Source organism: Streptomyces kryoterrae, assembly GCF_054072135.1.
Genome location: NZ_CM133358.1, coordinates 9,906,651 through 9,924,668 on the forward strand (window position 1 = coordinate 9,906,651; position 18,018 = coordinate 9,924,668).

Annotated in this window: 9 protein-coding genes; all 9 read right to left on the reverse strand. The window is 70.0% G+C overall.

The genetic code is table 11. The annotated features are described in order from the left end of the window. Position 1 precedes the first annotated feature (1 nt). The 9 genes from ACW4TU_RS44140 to ACW4TU_RS44180 are packed head-to-tail and all read right to left on the reverse strand — an operon-like array spanning position 2 to position 17,971. The gene (locus ACW4TU_RS44140) at positions 2-943 is read right to left on the reverse strand and encodes a beta-glucosidase (RefSeq protein ID WP_457423049.1); all 942 of its coding nucleotides are present in this window, start codon (positions 941-943) and stop codon (positions 2-4) included. After that, positions 940-1,881, reverse strand: coding sequence for a hypothetical protein (locus tag ACW4TU_RS44145; protein WP_457423051.1), 942 nt, complete (start codon positions 1,879-1,881; stop codon positions 940-942). The genes ACW4TU_RS44140 and ACW4TU_RS44145 overlap by 4 nt, the downstream gene beginning before the upstream one ends. A 14-nt stretch (positions 1,882-1,895) precedes the next feature. Further along, a complete protein-coding gene (locus ACW4TU_RS44150) occupies positions 1,896-3,326 on the reverse strand; it encodes an alpha-L-fucosidase (protein WP_457423053.1) in 1,431 nt (476 codons plus the stop codon). A 40-nt stretch (positions 3,327-3,366) separates the two neighbouring features. Then, a complete protein-coding gene (locus tag ACW4TU_RS44155; protein ID WP_457423055.1) occupies positions 3,367-5,490 on the reverse strand; it encodes a GDSL-type esterase/lipase family protein in 2,124 nt (707 codons plus the stop codon). Continuing rightward, a complete protein-coding gene (locus ACW4TU_RS44160) occupies positions 5,490-6,722 on the reverse strand; it encodes an SGNH/GDSL hydrolase family protein (RefSeq protein ID WP_457423057.1) in 1,233 nt (410 codons plus the stop codon). Before ACW4TU_RS44160 ends, ACW4TU_RS44155 begins: the two co-directional genes overlap by 1 nt. A gap of 8 nt (positions 6,723-6,730) precedes the next feature. After that, positions 6,731-8,734 carry a TIM-barrel domain-containing protein gene (locus ACW4TU_RS44165; RefSeq protein WP_457423059.1) on the reverse strand — a complete coding sequence of 668 codons (2,004 nt, stop codon included), beginning with the start codon at positions 8,732-8,734 and terminating at the stop codon, positions 6,731-6,733. Beyond that, a complete protein-coding gene (locus ACW4TU_RS44170) occupies positions 8,734-12,453 on the reverse strand; it encodes a beta-galactosidase (protein ID WP_457423061.1) in 3,720 nt (1,239 codons plus the stop codon). The genes ACW4TU_RS44165 and ACW4TU_RS44170 overlap by 1 nt, the downstream gene beginning before the upstream one ends. Beyond that, positions 12,450-16,106, reverse strand: a complete 3,657-nt coding sequence (locus ACW4TU_RS44175; protein ID WP_457423063.1) for a beta-galactosidase — start codon at positions 16,104-16,106, stop codon at positions 12,450-12,452. The genes ACW4TU_RS44170 and ACW4TU_RS44175 overlap by 4 nt, the downstream gene beginning before the upstream one ends. After that, complete coding sequence (locus tag ACW4TU_RS44180) at positions 16,103-17,971, reverse strand: DUF4091 domain-containing protein (RefSeq protein ID WP_457423065.1); 1,869 nt, start codon at positions 17,969-17,971, stop codon at positions 16,103-16,105. Before ACW4TU_RS44180 ends, ACW4TU_RS44175 begins: the two co-directional genes overlap by 4 nt. Between the last annotated feature and the right edge of the window lie 47 nt (positions 17,972-18,018).

An 18,018-nucleotide genomic window follows, 5' to 3' on the forward strand; every position in this document is an offset into this window, starting at 1 on the left:
CTCAGTTGGTCGTCGAGGTCGACGCACTCGTCGTGATCGTCATGGCGAAGAGGTGCAGGGCGGGGGTGCCCGCCTGGAGGCCGTCGCTGACCTTGGGCAGGACCAGGTAGCGCAGCTCCTTGCCGGCCACCAGATCGATGCCGAAGGTGAAGAGACTGACGGGGTTGTCGTCCCGGCCGGTGGCGATGTGGCGGTAGGGCAGCACCACCGCGGCGGAGGAACTCGCCCCGTACCAGTCGGGCACGGCGACCGAGAACGCCTGCTCGGTGCCGTCGGCGTAGACGATCTGGCCGTCGCCCCTGCCCTCGCCCCAGGTGCTGGTGCCGAGGAAGGACAGCCGGGAACCGGAGCCGGACAGCAGCACGCGCTGGCCGGAGGAGATGGCGTTGTCCTTGCTCCCGGGCCGGGTGTCCGGCCAGGTGAACGGCACCCCGTCGTACGTGACCGTGGCACCCGGGGTCAGTCCCGCCGACGCCAACGCCTCGGCGGACAGACTGGAGTTGGAGCCGTCGATGTTCGCGACGGTGAGGGCGTCGTCGGAGGCGATCCCCGCGTTGTCGAACGCCCCGGGCAGTGAGCGGGACGGCATCGTGACGGAGGAGCTGGCGCGGGTGCAGTCGGAGCCGTGGCGGTGGACGTCGAAGAGGGCGTGCGCGGTGAACACGATCCGGCCCTCGGCGTCGTCGGCGAGCCGGGTCCGCCAGGTCCGGGTCACCGACCGTCCGGGGGCGAGGCTGCCCAGGTTGTCCGGTTTCCCGGTGTCGTCCACGGCGAGGTAGAGCACGGTGCCACGCAGCGGGATCCCGGTGGTGTTGGTGAGCGTGGCGGTCAGGGTCACGGTCGTGCCCGGTTCGGGTGCGGGCGGGGTGACGGTGAGCGAGACGGGCGGCGGGAGGAAGTCCTCCTCGGGGCGGTAGGAGTTCTTGGTGCGGTGGGTGCTCATGACGCCTCCACGGTGAAGTGGTCGAACACGGCCCGGACCGTCGTGCCGGGAAAGTTGAGGTTCACGGCGCTCGCCACCACACCGGCGTCCAGGGCGCCGGTCGCGGAGGGCACGGTCACGCTCGCGATCTCGTTCCAGGCGAGGCCGTTGTTGGTGCTGCTGTACGCGGTGTAGGTGGTGCCGGAGCGGACCAGCCGCAGCCACGCGGGGTGGGTGGACGCACCGCCGCCGGCCCAGGTGTCGAGGTGCCCGTCGCCGTCGCTGTCGGTCATGAACTCCAGGCCGTACGACTTCGACATGGTGAGCACGGCGTAGCCGCCTTTCTCCGGGGCTGTCAGGTCGTTGGCCACGGCGATCCCGTACTTGGCGGTGGGGTTGTCGCTCCCCGTGAGGCTGACCGTCTTGACCTGCACCACGCTCGACGCGGAGGCGGAACCGGGCAGAACGATGCCGCCCTTCTCGTCACGGCCGCCGGACAGGTCGCCGCCACCGGACCAGATCACCAACTGGCTGCCGTACTGGCCGAACTGGGCGTCGTCGGTGGTGGCGAACGTCTGGTACGGCTCCCGCACCCCGTTCGGCTCGTAGGGCACGCTGACGGTCTTCGCGGCCCGCGCGCAGTCGGCGCTGCGTCCGTCCACGTCGAAGAGGAGGTGCGCGGTGAACGCGACGTCCCCGGCGACGTCGCGCGGCATCGACGTGCGCCAGGTACGGGTGACCTTCGCGCCGCGGCGCAGCTCGCCGAGCGGGATGGTGCGCGCGGCGGTCGTCGTGCCCGGGTCCACCAGATACAGAACGGCGCCGCGCAGTGGGAACGGGCAGTCGTTGACGACGAGCGCGGTGGCGGTGACGGTGTCGCCGGCGGCCGGTTCGGTGGGTTCGGTGGTGACGGTGAGGGTGGGACCGAGGGTGTCCGTACGGGTTCTCACGTCGCTCACGCCGCTCGCACTGTTCACCGTCGCTCCCAGTCGACGGTGAAGGTGTTGGCGAGTTCGCTGGGCAGCGTCTCGGGGACGCTGATGTGGACCTTGCCGTCCGAACGAGTCCATTTCAGCGACCCGTTGTGGCCGAGCAGCCGGATCCGCGAGGTCGCGGACAGGGGGATGTCCGCGGGTACGGAGAGGGTGCCGCTGGGGGAGCCCAGCACGATGATGTTGAACTTGCCCGGGCTGACCGTGTACCGGATGCCGAGCGGACTGCCCTCTTCCTCAGCCCGCACCCAGGGCGTCGAGCCGTAGATCGCGGAGCCGTTGATGTCCAGCCAGGCGCCGATGTCCCGCAGCCGCCGCTGCATGACGTCCGGGATGGTGCCGTCCGGCCTCGGCCCGATGTTCAGCAGCAGGTTGCCGTTCTTGCTGGTGACGTCGGCGAGCAGATGGACGAGGAACTCGGAGGTCTTGTAGTCCTCCTCCACCTCGAACTTGTTGTAGCCCCAGGAGTAGCCCATCGTGATGCAGCACTCCCATTTCTGGGGGTCCATCGTGGGGTTGGTGCGCTGCTCGTAGGTGGCGAAGTCGAAGTGCGTGTCGAAGCGGTCGTTGACCACGACACCCTTCGGCTTTCTGCGGTTCTTGGCCTGGTTGTAGTAGTGGGAGATGGGCTCCTCGCTGCGCCACGGCGGCGCGCCGGGCGGCCGGAACCACTGGCCGTCCGCCCACAGCAGTTCCGGGTCGTAGCGGTCGATGATCTCGTTCAGCTGTTTCAGTTCGTAGTCGCCGATGTAGTCGTCGACCGGCCGGTAGCCGGTCATCGGGACCTCTTGACCGGTGTAGAAGTTCTTCATCGGGCGGCCGATCGACGGGTTGAAGAACTCGCCGAGCGAGTAGTAGAGGCCGGGCCGTACCTTGCCGCGCCTGCGGGCGGCCGTCATCAGCTCGCCGACGAGGTCGCGCTTCGGACCGTACTTCCCGGCATGACGGTCCGTCACCTCGCTGGGCCACAGGGCGAATCCGTCATGGTGCTTGCTGGTCAGCGCGAAGTACTCGGCCCCCGCCTGCTCGAACAGCCGGACCCAGGCGTCCGGATCGTAGTTCTCGGCCGTGAACCGGGGGATGAAGTCGTCGTACAGGAAGTCCTGGCCGTAGGTGTCGCGGTGGTACTTCCACGTGGGATCGGTGTTGAAGCTCTGGTACCAGAGGTACCACTCGGAGGCCATCTGCCGGGCGGAGCCGGCCGGGACCGAGTAGATGCCCCAGTGGACGAAGATGCCGAACTTGGCGTCCTTGTACCAGCGCGGTACGGGGTGGGTGTCGAGGGACGCCTTGGTGGGCGCGTAGTCGGGGATGCCGCCGCTGATCGCTTGGGCGGCACCGGGTGGAGCCAGGAGCACTGCTGAGCCGAGAGCAGTGGCCGTGGTCAGGAAGCGCCTACGGCTGACGTTCACGAAAAACCTCTCAGTCGATGGTCACGCGAGCGGTGGTCACTCAGTCGGTGGTCGAGAAGGAGTCGAAGACGGCTGTGGTGCTCTGGCCGGGGGAGTTGAGGTTGACGGCGCTCGCGACCATTCCGGCGTCGAGGCCCCCGTCGGTGGCGGAGGACATGGCCGCGGTGCCGATCCGCTGCCAGGCGGTGCCGTCGGTACTGGCGTACGCGGTGTAGGCGTTGCCGTCGCGGGTGAGTCTCAGCCAGGCCGGGTGGTACGAGGAACCGCCGCCCGCCCAGGTGTCGAGCCGGCCGTCGCCGTTGCTGTCGGTCATGAACTCCACGCCGTACGACCTCGACATGGTGAGCACGGCGTAGCCGCCCTTCTCCGGGGCGGTCAGATCGTTCGCGACGGCGATCCCGGCCTTGGCGGAGGGCCCGCCGCCTGTTTGGCCGACGAGGCGGGCGGTGACGCTGCCCGAAGCGGGTACGGCGTCCGGCAGATGGATGGCGGCCTTCTCGTCCTTCCAGCCGGCCAGGTCCTGGCCGCCCGCCCAGATCGCGAACTGGCCGTCGTTCTGGGCGTATTGGGCGTCGTCGGTGGTGGCGAACGTCCGGTACGGGGGCTGGACGGAGGACGGTACGGGGGTGACGTCGGCGCTCACGCTGTCGGTGTCGTGGCGCGTCCGGCCGTCCTGCCGGTAGGAGGTGCGTACCCCGATGTCGTACGGACCCCAGGCCGCGTCGGCGGACGGGGTGACGCGCCAGGTGACGGTGGAACTCCCGCCGGGGGCAAGGGAGTCGACGCTCGTCCTCCCCTCCGCTACGGCGGTCCAGCCGGCCGGCAGACGCAGTGCGGTGGTGACCCGGGTGACAGCTTTGCGGCCGGTGTTGGTGACGGTCGCGGTGATCTCCGTGGCGCGGCCGGCCGGCAGGCCCGGGTGGTACGGGGTGAGCCGGACCCGGGCCGAAGGGCAGCCGCGGGCCGTCCCGAGGCCGGCGAGGTCGACCGCGTCGGCGAACGCCTTCATCCCGGTGTCGTTGGGGTGCAGATGGTCACCGGAGTCGAACGCGACGCCGTAGCGGGTGGGATCGGCGGGATCCCGGACCGCCTTGTCGAAGTCGGCGAAGCCGTCGAAGACGCCCCCGTCGCGCACGAAGGTGTTGACCTTCTGCCGGTCGGCTTCCTTGGCCTCGGACCACCAGTCGCCCCACCCCCGGTACGGGACCACGGTCGCGCCGATCACCCGCAGCCCACGGGCGTGGGCCCGGCGCGCGATCTCCTTCATCCCGTCGATCACCTGGTCGCCGGTGGCGCCGCCCCAGCTGAGGTCGTTGACGCCCTCGAAGAGGATCACCGTACGGGCGCCCGGCTGGGACAGCACATCGCGCTCCAGCCGCTCCAGCGCCGAGGGGTTGCCGTCGGTCCCGGCCGTGATGCGGTTGCCGCTGATGCCCTCGTTGAGCACGCCGGCGGGAGTGGTGCAGGCCGACAGCCGGGCCGCCAGATAGTCGGGCCAGCGACGGTTGGTGTCCGAGGTCGAGGCGGCCCCGTCGGTGATGGAGTCACCGAGCGCGACAACCGAGCCCCGCGCCGGCCCGCCCCGCACATCGACACCGGTGAGGAACGGGAAGGTGGAGTCGGTCTTGGTGAACGCGTCGCCACCGGCGTCCCCGGCGTGGTCGCCGCCGCCGTCGGGCGTCCAGTAGACGGTCTGGAGGCCCATCCAGTGCTGGCTGATGTGGGTCAGCCTGCCGGGGAAGTAGAGGCTGACCACCAGGTCGCTGCGGGCAGGCACGGTGAGCCGGACCTGATCGCTGGCCGCCTGCGCGCCGGCCGGGATCGTCACCTCGCTCTTCCCGCCGAACCGCAGCTTCCGCGGCTTCGCGACGGCGGAACCGCCATCACGAAGCCCGACGGTCGCATGCCCGATCGTCACCGGCTCGCTGGTGAAGCCGTTGGTCAGACGGATGCGCACGCTCGACCCGCCCGCGCTCACCCGCACCGGAATCCGTACCGTCACCTCGGAGGTGCCAGGGTCGTACGCGGCGTGCTGGGCGGTCGCCCAGGTCCCCGTCCACGTCCGCTGTGCCGCCTCGGCGGGTGGGGCCGACGGAAGCAGCAACCCGGCCAGTACGGCCGCCATGGCCGTGGCCGGCGCCGCGAGTCTTCGAAGTCCGAGCACTACTGTCCTCCTCTGGAACAGCCGCGGCCGAGGCCGAGCGACGTCAGGTCGATGGAGTCGGCGAAGGCACTCATGCCGGCGTCGTCGGGGTGCAGATGGTCACCGGAGTCGTACGCCTGGCCGAGCCGCTGCGGGTCCGCCGGGTCGCGCACCGCCCGGTCGAAGTCGGCGTAGTCGTCGAAGACCCCGCCGGAGTCTCTGACGAACGTGTTGACCCGCTGTCGCCGCGCCTCCGTCTGCTCGGTCCAACCGCCCCAGGTGAAGTCCTTGTACGGGGTGATCGTGGCGCCCACGACCCGCATGCCTCGCTGGTGCGCCCGGTCGGCGATCTCCGTCATCCCGGCGATGATCTGCTCGGCACTCGCCCCGCCGAGGTCGTTGATCCCCTCGAAGAGGATCAGGGCCCTGGCACCCGGCTGGGAGAGGACATCCCGTTCGAGGCGGTCGAGTGCCGACGGGTTGGTCCCGGTCCCGGCGGTGATCCGGTTGCTGGTGATGCCCGCGTTGAGCACCCCGGCGCCGGGCCGGCAGGAGTTCAGCCGGGCCGAAAGCAGGTCGGGCCAGCGCTGGTTGGTGTCGGCCGTCGAGAAGGACCCGTCGGTGATCGAGTCGCCGAGGGCCACGACCGCCCTCGCTCGCGGGGCGGTCACGTCGACGCCGCTGAGGAACGGCCAGCTGCTGGTCGTCCAGGTGAAGGCGTCACCGGCGGTGTCGGCGGCGTGGTCGCCGGCCCCGTAGTCCGTCCAGTACACGGTCTGCTGCGCCCACCAGTGATCGGTGATGTGCGTGACCTGGCCGGACAGATAGAGGCTGACCGCCAGGTCGGCCTGGGCGGGCACGGTGAACCGGACCGGGTCGCTGACCGTTTCCCCGCCCGCCGGGACGGTCACCTGCCGCTTTCCGCCGAACCGCAGCTCGAACGGCCTGGTGACGGCGGAGCCGGCGTCGCGCGGCCCGACGGTCGCGTGCCCGATCGTCACCGGCTGGGTGGCATAGGCGTTGGTCAGCCGGATGCGTACGGCTGAACCGCCGACGCTGGTGTGCACCGGCATCCGTACCGTCACCTCGGACATCCCCGAGACCTCGTAGTGCTCGCTCGGAGCCGTGGCCCATGTCCCGGTCCAGCCACTTCCGCCGGCCTGCTGGCCGGCCCCGGCGGTCGCCACCGGCCCCGTGACGACGGCGGCGAGTGCCAGCATCAGGGCCGTGAACCCGCTGCACAGTGAACGCATCCTGTCCCTCATCGCGTCGAGTTGTTCTGCCGGAACGCCTTGAGTGCCTTGGCCGCGCCCTCGGCCGTGAGGTTCACGAACGCCGGGGTCACCCCGAGCGGGGCCGCGTATCCCTTGAGCGTCACCGGGCCGCGGACGACCTTGCCGTCGGTGACGTCACGCCACGTTCCGGTCGGCAGGAAGACGTCCCGGGTGGTGCCCTCGTCGAGCTTCGGTGCGGCCAGCACGGCCGGGCCGAGCATCCACTCGTCGGTGACCGTGTAACTCGCCTCGTCCGTCGGGAAGTCGAAGAACAGTGGCCGCATGATCGGATCGCCGGTCTTCAGGGTGCTCTGCACCTGGTCCCAGACGTAGGGGGCGAGCTTCTCGTGCGTCTTGATCGCCTGCCGGTAGAGGCCGACCGTCTCGCGGTCGTAGCCGACCCACTTGCCGGTCGTCGCGTCCCGTACGCCGGTGGGTGAGGTCGAGGCGTACATCAGCGGCATCAGGGACGCCGCCTGCGCCCAGCGGGCCAGGACCTGCTTGCTGGGCGGCGGGTAGCTGAGCGAGCCGCCGATCATGTCGGTCTCCACGAAGGGGTAACCGATCGTGGAGACCGACAGGTTGGCCGAGACCGCGGCGCGCAGCCCCGCGAAGGTGGTCGGCTTGTCGGCCGTGCGGGTGGCGAAGCCCTTGGCCTGCGCGGCGTTCCAGGCGACCCGTAGCCCGGCTCCCTGCTGGTCGAACGTGTCGGCCAGCTCGGCGCCGTACGTGACGTAGTCGGCGCGGGTGGCCCCCGGGTAGGTGGCGCACCGGTCGTCGAAGAAGGCGGTGTCGAACTTGAACCCGGCGACCCCCAACTCGCTTGTCTGCGCCTTGAGATCGTCGGTGTACCACTGCCGGGCGGCCGGGTTCGCCAGGTCGATCAGCCCGGTCCGGCGGCCGTTCCACCAGGTGAACAGGCAGGGTTCGGTCGCGTCGGACGGGTCCTTCAGCAGATAGCCCTTGTCGACGGCTTCGGAGAAGTTGGCGGCGGTCTCGGGCATGTACAGGCCCGTCCACATGCCGAGGTCGAAGCCGAGGCGGCCGAGCTGCCTGGACAGGGCGGGCAGATCGGGAAACCGTTCGCCGAAGTCGGCGGCGATCACGCTCTCCTCGATCTGCACCGCGTGCCCGCCGAGCCCGGCGCCGGCCAGCGCGCGGGCCCAGGCGAGGACGTTCTCCTGGTTCTGCTCGCCGTAGAGCTGGGCCCAGGAGTTCCACAGCGGGGTGGCGTACTGCTCGTAGGGGGTGTCGGAGCGTTCGGGCCTGCCGACGAGTGCGATGTGGTCGCGGTACACCTCGGCGGGAGTGTCCTCGACGAACACCGTGGAGGCGGCGGGCCGGTCTCCGGTCACGGTGAACTCGCCGAGCCCGTTGCCGCCGGAGTTGATCCGCACGTCCATCGGGTCGTTCGTGTCCGCCCGCAGACCGGTGGCGCTGGAGGTGTACCAGAAGGGGGAGACCACCTGGTAGGAGGTTGGGCTGAAGCCGGTGTCCACCAGTTGCCCGGAGTCCAGCGGCCACGGCTGGACGGTCTGGTCACTGTTCTCGCCGTGGCCGTACCAGTGCCCGGCGCTGCCGAGGTCGTACGCCGTGCTGAGCGCGTCGGCCCGGACGCCCGACAGGGACCAGCTCATGTCGTACCGGTCGGCGCGAAGGGTGATCCGCAGATCGACGGTGGCACCCGGCAGGTCGGTGGCGGCGGTGACGCGCAAGGTGTTCCGGTCACGGGTGCTGCCGGTGACCTCCCGGACGATGTGCCAGGCGCCGCCGATCCGGAACCGGAACGCCGCGGGCGCGGTGGCCAGGACGGTCCGGCCCTGCCGCACGGTGGTGACAGCCAACCGGTCTGTGGCGACGCGCAGTTCGTAGGCGGATGTCGCGGCGGTGATCGGCCCTGAGCCGGCAGCCCCCGGGGCCGTGCCGAGCAGCGGGGCGGCCAGGATCAGTGCCGCCGAGCTGCTGCGGACGGTTCGTCTCAGCGTGGACATCAGGCACCGCCGCCGCAGGTCAGCTTGGCGTCGGCCCAGTCGGCGTGGTCGAGGGCGTTGCCGTCCCCGGCGTCCGAGACGACGAGTTCGAGCCGCCGCGCGCCTGCCACATCGACGTCGATCTTCTTCGTCGCGGTGTCCCGGTCGACGGTGCCGCTCTCGTATACGGGGGTTCCGTCGGCGAGGACGGTGTAGGCGACGGTGGCCGGGCCGTCGGAGCGGCCGTACGTCTCCTGGTCGAGGCCGAGCGCGGCGTGGAAGGCGGAGCAGGTGCCGCCGAGCCACACCTGCACGCTGCTGGTGGCGTGCGTGCCGAGGCCCTTGTCGTAGACGGTGTCGTGGAGAGTGAGCGCCAGGCCGTCGCCCTCGGCGTTCTCGCCCACGGACTGGTCGCGTTCGACCGGCCCCCAGCCGTTGCTGCTGGAGACGAACGGCAGATCGCTGACGTAGTGTTCGCCGGCCGTCAGCGGTGGTGGCTGCGCCGCCACCACCTGTTCCCCGGTCACCGAACCGGGCCTGCCCGCGCGGGTGAAGTCGGCGGTGACGCGCAGGATGGCGACAGTGCCGGTCTTCTGGTCGGCGGGCACGGTGACGGTCCACCGGGCAGTCGCCGAGGCTCCCGGTTCGAGGGTGCCGAGCCGCACCGGGTCGGCCGGGGTCGCGCTCCAGCCGTCCGGCAGTTCCGGGCGCAGGGCGAGATCGCTGAGCGTCCTCCCGTCGTCCGGCACGGAGGCCGTCGCCGTGACCTGGTAGCTGTTGCCCGGCTCGACGGTGTCGGGGGAGTCGAGGGTCACCCGCACCGGGGCGGTCGGGTCCGCGTAGGTGGCGGCGTCGTAGGCCGGGGCGGTCACCTTGCCGACCCGCAGCGAGGAAGCGACGTTGCCGAGCGTGGTGAGGCCGACCTTCCCGAGGCCGCCGCTCTTCGTGTCCTCGCTCCAGGAGGCGATGGCGATGGTGTTCCTGCCGTCGGCGCGCAGAATGCCGTTGGGGATGGGGAAGGTGTGCTGAGGGCCGGTGTCGTTGACGTAGTTGCCCAGCAGCCAGCCGTTGACGTAGATGAGGGCGCGGTAGTTGCGGTCAGGGGCGTCGGTGACGGTGACGCCGACGGAGACGTCCTGGCCCTTGGGCAGCTTGGGGTTGAAGGTGGTCCTGTACCAGGCGATCCCGGGAGCGGTGTCACTGACCGGCAGCGTGGCGTCGTCCCACGACCGGTCCGGGTAACCGGGCAGGGTCCAGCCCGAACGCTCCCCGTACAGACCGCCGTTGTTCATGTGCCCGCGTACGGTGTCGACGGGCCGCTCACCGCCCCGGGCACCCTGGACGCGCCAGGTGATCTGCGCGTCGGAGCCCGCGAGATACGCCGTGGTCAGGCCGCGCGGCTGCTTGTGGTCGTCGCTGTTCCAGGTGAAGTCCTCGTTGTGGCCCATGTTGCCGACCAGGACCGAGACCACGTTCTCCTTGCCCTTGCGCAACAGCCCGTCGGCGAGGGGAAAGGTCTTGCGGCCGGTCTGGCTCGTCCCGGCGAACTTCCCGTTGATCCACACCGAGTACGCGCCCACCGCTGCCGATCCGGTGTCCGGGTTGGTGGCGTAGGCGGTCAGGGAGAGTGACTTCTCGGTGCCGGTGGCCCTGAAGCGGCCGCGATACCAGACGTAGCCGTAGTGGTAGCCGTACTCGTCCTGGTGGAGCACCGGCAGAGTCCCGGGCTTGGTCGGGTTGTCGGTGGTCAGCTTGTCGGCGTACGTCCAGGAGGAGTCGTCGAAGCCGGGGGCGGCCTCGGGGGTTTCGGCGGACGTCTTCCAGCCGGTCAGCTCGGGGAGCCTGACGTCCTTCGGACCGGGCACGGTGCCCAGCAGGCTGCCCGAGGGTGTCCGTCGCACCTTCAGGGGTACGCCGTTCCAGCTGACGTTCCGTACGCCGCTCGGGGCGAAGACCTCCAGCGGGCCCGCCTTCCTCGCATCGCCGGTGAGCGCGAGCGTCCGGCCGGTGACGGACGCCGTACGGACCAGCTCGGTGCCGCGTTCCAGGACCGGACCGGCTGCCGTGTCCTGCCGCCAGAAGCCGGCGGCCTCGTCGTCGGTGCCGATGAGCAGCAGCAGATCGGGGTGTCCGCCGCTCTGGACAAGGACCCGGGTGAGGCCGGAGTGGGTGTAGTCCAGCTTCAGGTCGCCGCGCTCGGCGTCCCAGGTCGCGTCCGCCTTGCCGTCCAGCACGGTGACCTTCGGCTTGGCGGAGTAGCGGAGCATGGTCTGCCCGGGGTCGCCCTCGCCGCCGTACAGCACGGCTTGCACGCGGTCACCGGTGCGCGCGCTGGTCAGCAGCTCGCTGGTGGAGTAGACGAGGCGCCGGCCACCGCCGAGGTCGTGGCCGGCGACGAGGATCTTGCCGGTCCTGCCGTTCAGCCGAGCCGTGACCGGATAGGTGCCGTCCGGGGTCTTCCAGTCGAAGGTGGTGGTGGCGTCGGCGTCGGCCATCGGGTCGCCGTGGCGGAGGTAGAGGAACTGGGTGTCGGTGTCCGGGTTGGCGCGGGCCTCGATGTGCACGGCGGCGTTGGAGGAGGCGGGGGCGTTGGCCGGATCGGTGGCCGTGAGCGGAGCGGTGGTGGTGTAGAAGAGGCCCTGCCGCTTCATCTCGTCGTAGTCGGCGCCGGTCTGACGGGGCTCGCTGATCGGTGCCCCGTAGTCGTACGAGGTGTAGACCTGGCGCGGGTCGGCGAGCCAGCCCCAGTTGGTGCCGCCATACGTCATGTACAGGTTCTGGATCGTCGTGCCCTGCATGACCTCGTGCTTGTTGACGATCTTCTGGTAGGCGGGGCCCATCTTCTGCGGGCACTTCTCGTAACCGGTGTCGCCCCAGGTCTGGAACCAGCCGGTGCCCGCCTCGAAGATCGCCAGCGGGGCGTCGTCCTGCTGTCGCTTGAGGGTGGGCAGCCACCACTCGCCCTTGCAGAAGGAGTTGTACTGGTCCAGCTCCCCGACGAAGTCCAGGCCTTCGCCGCCCGCGTACTGCGGCATCGGCTCGTTGCCGACCAGGGGCACGGTGATGCCGTCGGCTCGTACCCGCTTGCTCAGCTCGACGATGTAGTCGCGGCCCTGCGGGTCGTACAGCTCGTTCTCGACCTGGTAGAGCAGCACCGGTCCGGTGCCGTCGGTGACCTGGCGGCGGGCGAGGATCCTGTCGATCTCCCTGAGCCACTCACGGGCGGCGTCCAGGTATGCGGGGTCGGTGGAGCGGGCCTGTCCCTTCTGGGTCATCAGCCAGCCGGGGAAACCACCGCCGTCGGTCTCGGCGTTGATGTAGGGGCCCGGGCGGGCGATGACATAGAGCCCGGCCTCCTCGGCCATGTCGAGGAGCTTGTCGACGTCACGGACGCCGGTGAAGTCGTAACGGCCCTTCGCGGGGGAGTGGAAGCCCCAGTCGAAGTAGATCGAGACGGCGTTCATGCCGCTCGCCTTGATCTTCTGGAGCACGTCGCGCCACAGGTCGGGGCTGGGGAGCCGCCAGTAGTGGAACTCTCCGGACCAGACGAAGAGCCGCTCGCCGTCGACCTTGACGGAGTACTTGTCGTAACTGACCGTGTGGGGCGTGGGTTCGGCAGCCGTCACGGTAGCCGGGGCCATGGCGTGGGCGGGCAGCGCCGCGGTCAGGACCGCGAGCAGTACGGCGGCCAACGCTCCGGCCAGCGCGGTACGTACTCGTCCGACTCGGGCAAGGCTCACGCGGTGCCTCCCGTACAGGTCAGCCTGGCGTCGGCCCAGTCGGCGTGGTCCGAGGAGACATCGCCGTCCCCGTCGACCAGCAGGTCCAGCCAGCGGGCGTCGGTCACGTCCACGTCGATGTCGGTGCCGCCGTCGGAGCCGCGCACCACCGGGGTCGTGGTGAGGGGGCGGCCGTCGGCGATCACCTGGAAGGAGACGCTGCCGTTGTCGCCGACCTCGTCGTCCACCCCGGCCGTCGCGGTGAAGCGGGTGCAGCCACCGCCCAGGTAGACCCGGATCTGGCTGTTCGCGTGCACGCCGAGGCCCTTGGCGTAGCCGGTGCCGCCGATGCTCAGGGGGCGTCCGTCGCCGGCCGCCGACTCCCCGTTCGAGGCGTCCTTCTCCACCGGACCCCAGCCGTTGACCGCCTTCACCAGGGTCAGGTCGCTCAGATAGGCGTCGGAGGACAGCCCTGGTGGCGGCACCTGTACGGCCCGCACACCGGTGACGGTGCTCGGACGGCCGGGCTGGGTGAGCCTGGCGGTCGCGGACAGGACGGCGTAGTGGACCGGATCGGCGGGAGGGGTCACGGTGTAGACGGCGGTCACCGTGCCGCCCGGCCGGACCCGGGCGAAACGGGTGGTGTCGTCGGTGGTCGCGGTCCAGCCGTCCGGGACCTTCAGCGCCAGCTCGACGTTCCGGGCGGTCGGCGCGTCCTTCGGCACGCTGAGGGTGACGGGGACCTCGGCGGCGGTGGAGGTGCTCAGGAACGGCTCGGCGTCGACCTCGACACGGGCTCCGGAGGCCGTCATGGCGTATGTCTTCGCGTCGTACGAGGGCGCGGCCACCGTTCCGACCTTGATGCCGCCCGCCGTGGCGCCGAGGTCGACGAGCTTCGCCGAACCCGGGCCCGCGCCGGCCTCGGTGGACCACACGGCCAGGGCGATGGTGTTGCTGCCCTGCTCGCGCAGGATGCCCTTGGGGATCACGAAGCGGGTCTGGGGCCCGGTGTCCGGCAGATAGCGGCCGATCAGCCAGCCGTTGACGAAGATCTGGGCTCGGTAGCCGGTGCTGCCGCCTGCGGCTTCCGCCAGATCCAGCGCGATCGTGTTGTCCTGGCCCTGCGGCAGGTCGAGCCGGGCGGAGGTGCGGTACCAGCGCACGCCGGGCGCGGTCTTCGGGGACTGCTGAGAGAGGGAGGTCGGCTTCCACTTGCCGTCGGAGTAGCCCGGCAGCGAATAGCCGGCCCGTTCCCCGTACAGCCCGCCGTTGTTGTACGGGCCTCGCGCGGTGTCGGCCGGGTTCTCGCCGCCCCGGTTGCCCTGGATCCTCCAGGTAAGGGTGGAGGCCCCGCCGATCACCTCGGCGCCGAGCAGACCGCGCGGCTCCTTGGAGTAGTCGTGGCCCCATTCCTCGTTGTGGCCCGCGTTCTCCACGAGGACGGACAGGACGTTGTCCCCGCTGGACCCGCCGGCCTTCAGCGCCTCCGCCGGGATGTCGAAGGTGTGCGCGCCGTTGCCGGAGCTGCCGAGGTGGTGACCGTTGAGCCAGACCGCGTACTGTCCGGTCGCACCCGTCTTGGCGTCGAGTGCGAGCGCGGTCGCGCGGCCGGTCGTCCTGAACCGGCCCCGGTACCAGACGTTGCCGTGGTGGTAGCCGTACTCGTCCATCGCGAGGACCGGCAACGACCCCGCCAGATCCGGGTTGTTGGCGGTGAGGTGGTCGGCGACGGTCCAGACGGAGTCGTCGAAGCCCGGGGCGGACTCCGGCGCCTCCTCCTTGTACTTCCACGTCGTCAGCGCAGGCAGCCGGACCGGACGCGGAGCCTGGGTGACGGCGACCTTGCGGCCGTTCCAGGTCACCTTCCCGGCGTCCGCGATGACCTCGATCTTCACCGCCTTGGTGGAGTCGCCGGTCAACTTCAGTGTGCCGTGCGCCAGTTCGGCCGTACGGACGAGGGACGGGCCGCGTACGAGAACCGGGCCCCCGGTGGTGTCCTGCCGCCACCAGTGGGCGGTCTCGGCGGTGTCGGCGATCAGCAGCTCCAGGCCGTTCACCAGTACGCGCGCCAGGCCCTTGTGCGTGTAGTTCAGGCGCAGGTCGCCGCGTCCGGCGTCCCAGGTGGTGGTGACATCGCCGGCCAGGACGGTGACCTCGGGCCGCTCGGCGTACCGCAGCACGGTCTCGCCGGCCTCACCCGCACGCCCGTACAGCAGCGCCACGTCCCGGTCACCGATCCGGGCGTGCGTCATGATCTCCGAGGTGGAGTAGACGAGCCGCTGGCTCTCGCCCAAGTCGTAGCCGGCGACAAGGAGTTTGGCGTCACGGCCGTCGACAGTGATCATTCCCTGCTGCGGCACACGCGGGTAGTCGCCGTCCGCGCCCTTCAGCGACAGGGTGGTCTCGTCCTTGTCCTTCACCCGGGTGTCCGCGTGCCGGACGGTGAAGAACTGGGTGCCGTCGTCGGGATTGACGCGCCGGTCGATGCGCAGGGCGTCGTCGGACGGGGCGGGCGCCTCGGCCTTGCCGGTGCGCGCCAGTGAGGTCACCGCGTTGACCATGTACCCGAGACGCTTGAACTCCTGGTACTTGTCGGTCAGTTGGCGGGACTCGTTGATCGGGGCGCCGTAGTCGTACGACGTGTAGACCGCGTTGGGGTCGGCGAGCCAACCCCAGTTGGTGCCGCCGTACGTCATGTAGAAGGACTGGCCGCTCACCCCGGCGGCGATGTTCATCTTGCTGAACACCCGGGTGAAGTCGGTGCCGGTGAGTTTCGCGCAGTCCTGGTATCCGGTGCCGCCCCAGGGGTCGAAGGCGCCGCCCTGTGCCTCGGGGATGAGCAGCGGGGACTCGGGCTTCCACTCGTTGACGTACGAATAGTCGGGCAGGTTCTTCCAGTTGTCCGGGTCCTTGCAGTCGAAGCCCTGCGGGTAGGCGTCGAAGCCGTAGATGTCCGGGGCGCCCTTGCCGCTGACCCAGTTCTTGTTGGCGCCGCCGTCGTTGACGAAGGTCGGCACGTCGATGCCGTCGTCCTTCGCCCAGTCGATGAGGGTCTGCATGTAGTCGGCGTCGTGCCGGCCGCCCTGGTACTCGTTCTCGACCTGGTAGAGGATCACCGATCCGGTGCCACGGGTGAGTTGGTGGCGCGCGATGATCGGGTTGATCCGGCTCATCCACTCCCGGGCCGCCTGCAGGTACTCCGGCTCGGAGGTACGGTTCACACCGGCCTGCGCCGACCGCCAGGCGGGCATGCCGCCGCCGGAGACCTCCGCGTTGATGTAGGGGCCCGGGCGGGCGATCACATACAGGCCCGCGCGCTCGGCCTCGTCGAGCAGCCGCTCCACATCGCGGATGCCGGTGAAGTCGTACGAGCCGGGCCTGGGGGAGTGGTAGCCCCAGTCGAAGTAGAGCGAGACCGCGTTGAATCCGCCCGCCTTGATCTTCTGGAGTACGTCGCGCCACGCGTCGGGGCTGGGCAGCCGGAAGTAGTGGAACTCGGCGCCCCACAGGTACAGGGGCTTGCCGTCGACCCGCACGGAGTACTGGTCGTAGGTGACGGTGTGCGGGGTGCCGATGGGCTCCGCCCGGACCGGTGCCGCGACGGCATGCATGCTGGTCAGGGGCATGACAGTCAGGGCCGTGGCGAGCAGCAGGGACTTCCACTTCGCCTTCATGACGTCAGCCCCTTCACGACGGCCGCCCGTGCGGTCTCGATGTCGCCCACGTCCTTCGTCCGGCCGTCGAGGTTCCGCGTCGCGGTGGTCATGGCCTCGGTCAGCGCGGCGCTGTCGGCGCCGCCGTCCTTCTTCCGCAGCTCGGCGACGAGTTCGTAGTCCTCGACGCCCTCCTTCAGCTGCTCCCAGCGGATGCTGGACATCGGGCCGTCCTTGCCCGGGTAGACCAGGTACTCGTCGCCCTGCGTGAAGATGTGCACCGGCTGCTTGAAGGGGTCGCTGGTCCAGCTGTTGTACGACCAGCGCAGGAAGCCGTCCAGGTTGCGCTGGGCGGAGATCCAGGGCAGCATCCGCGACTCGACGGCGGGAGAGAACGACAGCGTGTTGGGGTGGGCCGGCGCCCCGTACACGTAGAAGGTCGTGATCTTGCCGGCCTTGCGCCGCTCGGCCACCTTCTCCTTCGTCATGGCGTCGATGCCGCCCCAGTCCACGGACAGGTTGGAGGCGACGCCCTCGGTGCTGATCGAACCGGCCACGGAGATACGGTCGTCGAAGACCGGCGCGACCTCGTGGACGAAGTCCTTGACGACCGTCATGGTGCTGATGGGCCGCTCGTCGAAGGACAGCCAGGTGTCCTGCAGCCAGCCCTTCGCCTTCAGGTGCTTCTCGAAGGCGGGGAGGAACGCTCCCCACGCCTCACGCCAGCGACTGCCGCCCAGATCGACGTTCTCGTAGACGGTCTTGCCGGTGCTGGTGTCGGCGTAGGTGAGGTGTTCCTGGTCCTGGAACGCCAGCATGGAGAATGCGCCGATGTCGGGCCCGAGACCGGAACGTCTGGCGGTCTGGACGTACTTGTCCAGGCGGCCGAAGTCGAAGGCGAACGACTTCCCGTTCCACTTCCAGCCCACCATGCTGCTGTACGGCGTCGCGGTCTGTGACTCCCGGGTGCCGAGCGACCACTGGTGATGCCACGGGTTGTCGACGATGGTGGTGTTGATGACCTTCTGGCCGCGCGAGGCCAGGTCGCGGTCGTACTTCTCGATCAGCTTCCAGTGCCTGTCGGACCAGAGTTCGACGCCGTGGTTCTTGGCGATCGTCTCCGGCTGCGCCCAAACGTCGAGGAAGAAGTCGTAGTCCTTCGGGTCGGGCACGCTCGCGTCCGCCACCTCGATGGTCAGCGGATAGCTGGCCTGGGTGCGCCCGTCGGCGTTGACCCTGACCGTGCCGGTGTAGGTGCCGGGTCTCGCCTTCTTCGGGATGTGGAAGGTGAACCACAGTGGCTGCGCCGCGTACGCGGGTACGTCCACGGCGGACCGCTCCTCCAGGGCGTCGCCGACCACGTCGGGATCGCGGTCGCCGGACACCTCCTTGCCGGAGCTGACCTGGTCGATCGTGGCGGACCAGTCGACCTCGCTCTTGGAGCGCTGCACGGGCACGTACGTGACGAACCGGACCTGGGTGTCGGCACCGGCCAGCTTCGCGCCGCCGGGCCCGGTGAGGTCGCCGACCACGGCCTTGACGTCGTCGAGGTCGTGGCCGGAGGCGATCGCCAGCTGCGCGGAGACCTGCTCGTTGCGCACGGCGGAGAGCCGCAGCTCCTTGGTGCCCTTGCCCTGGATGGCGGTCATCGGGTAGCGCGGGACCCGTTCCTCCGCCGAGCCGGCGAAGGAGCCGGTGGGAACCCAGGTGAGGGTGTCCCTGGTGCCCATGGCGTCGGCGACCTTGACGGTCAGCCAGGTGGTGGTGGCCTTGGAGTTGAGGTCGGTGCCGGTGGCTGTCGTACCGGTGACGGCGATCGCGGCGGTGCTCGCGGCCACGACCACGCCCGCGACGAAGCCGGCGACAGCTGAGGACGTACGTGCCATGGGGGTGGGTTCCCTCTCTCACGGGCGTGCGGGGGAGTGGTCCCCGG

What these genes read in the sequence shown, in the direction of transcription:
- ACW4TU_RS44160 (WP_457423057.1), bottom strand. Translation starts at nt 6,722, where the DNA reads ATGCGTTCACTGTGCAGCGGGTTCACGGCCCTGATGCTGGCACTCGCC.
- ACW4TU_RS44140 (WP_457423049.1), bottom strand. Translation starts at nt 943, where the DNA reads ATGAGCACCCACCGCACCAAGAACTCCTACCGCCCCGAGGAGGACTTC.
- ACW4TU_RS44175 (WP_457423063.1), bottom strand. Translation starts at nt 16,106, where the DNA reads ATGAAGGCGAAGTGGAAGTCCCTGCTGCTCGCCACGGCCCTGACTGTC.
- ACW4TU_RS44165 (WP_457423059.1), bottom strand. Translation starts at nt 8,734, where the DNA reads ATGTCCACGCTGAGACGAACCGTCCGCAGCAGCTCGGCGGCACTGATC.
- ACW4TU_RS44180 (WP_457423065.1), bottom strand. Translation starts at nt 17,971, where the DNA reads ATGGCACGTACGTCCTCAGCTGTCGCCGGCTTCGTCGCGGGCGTGGTC.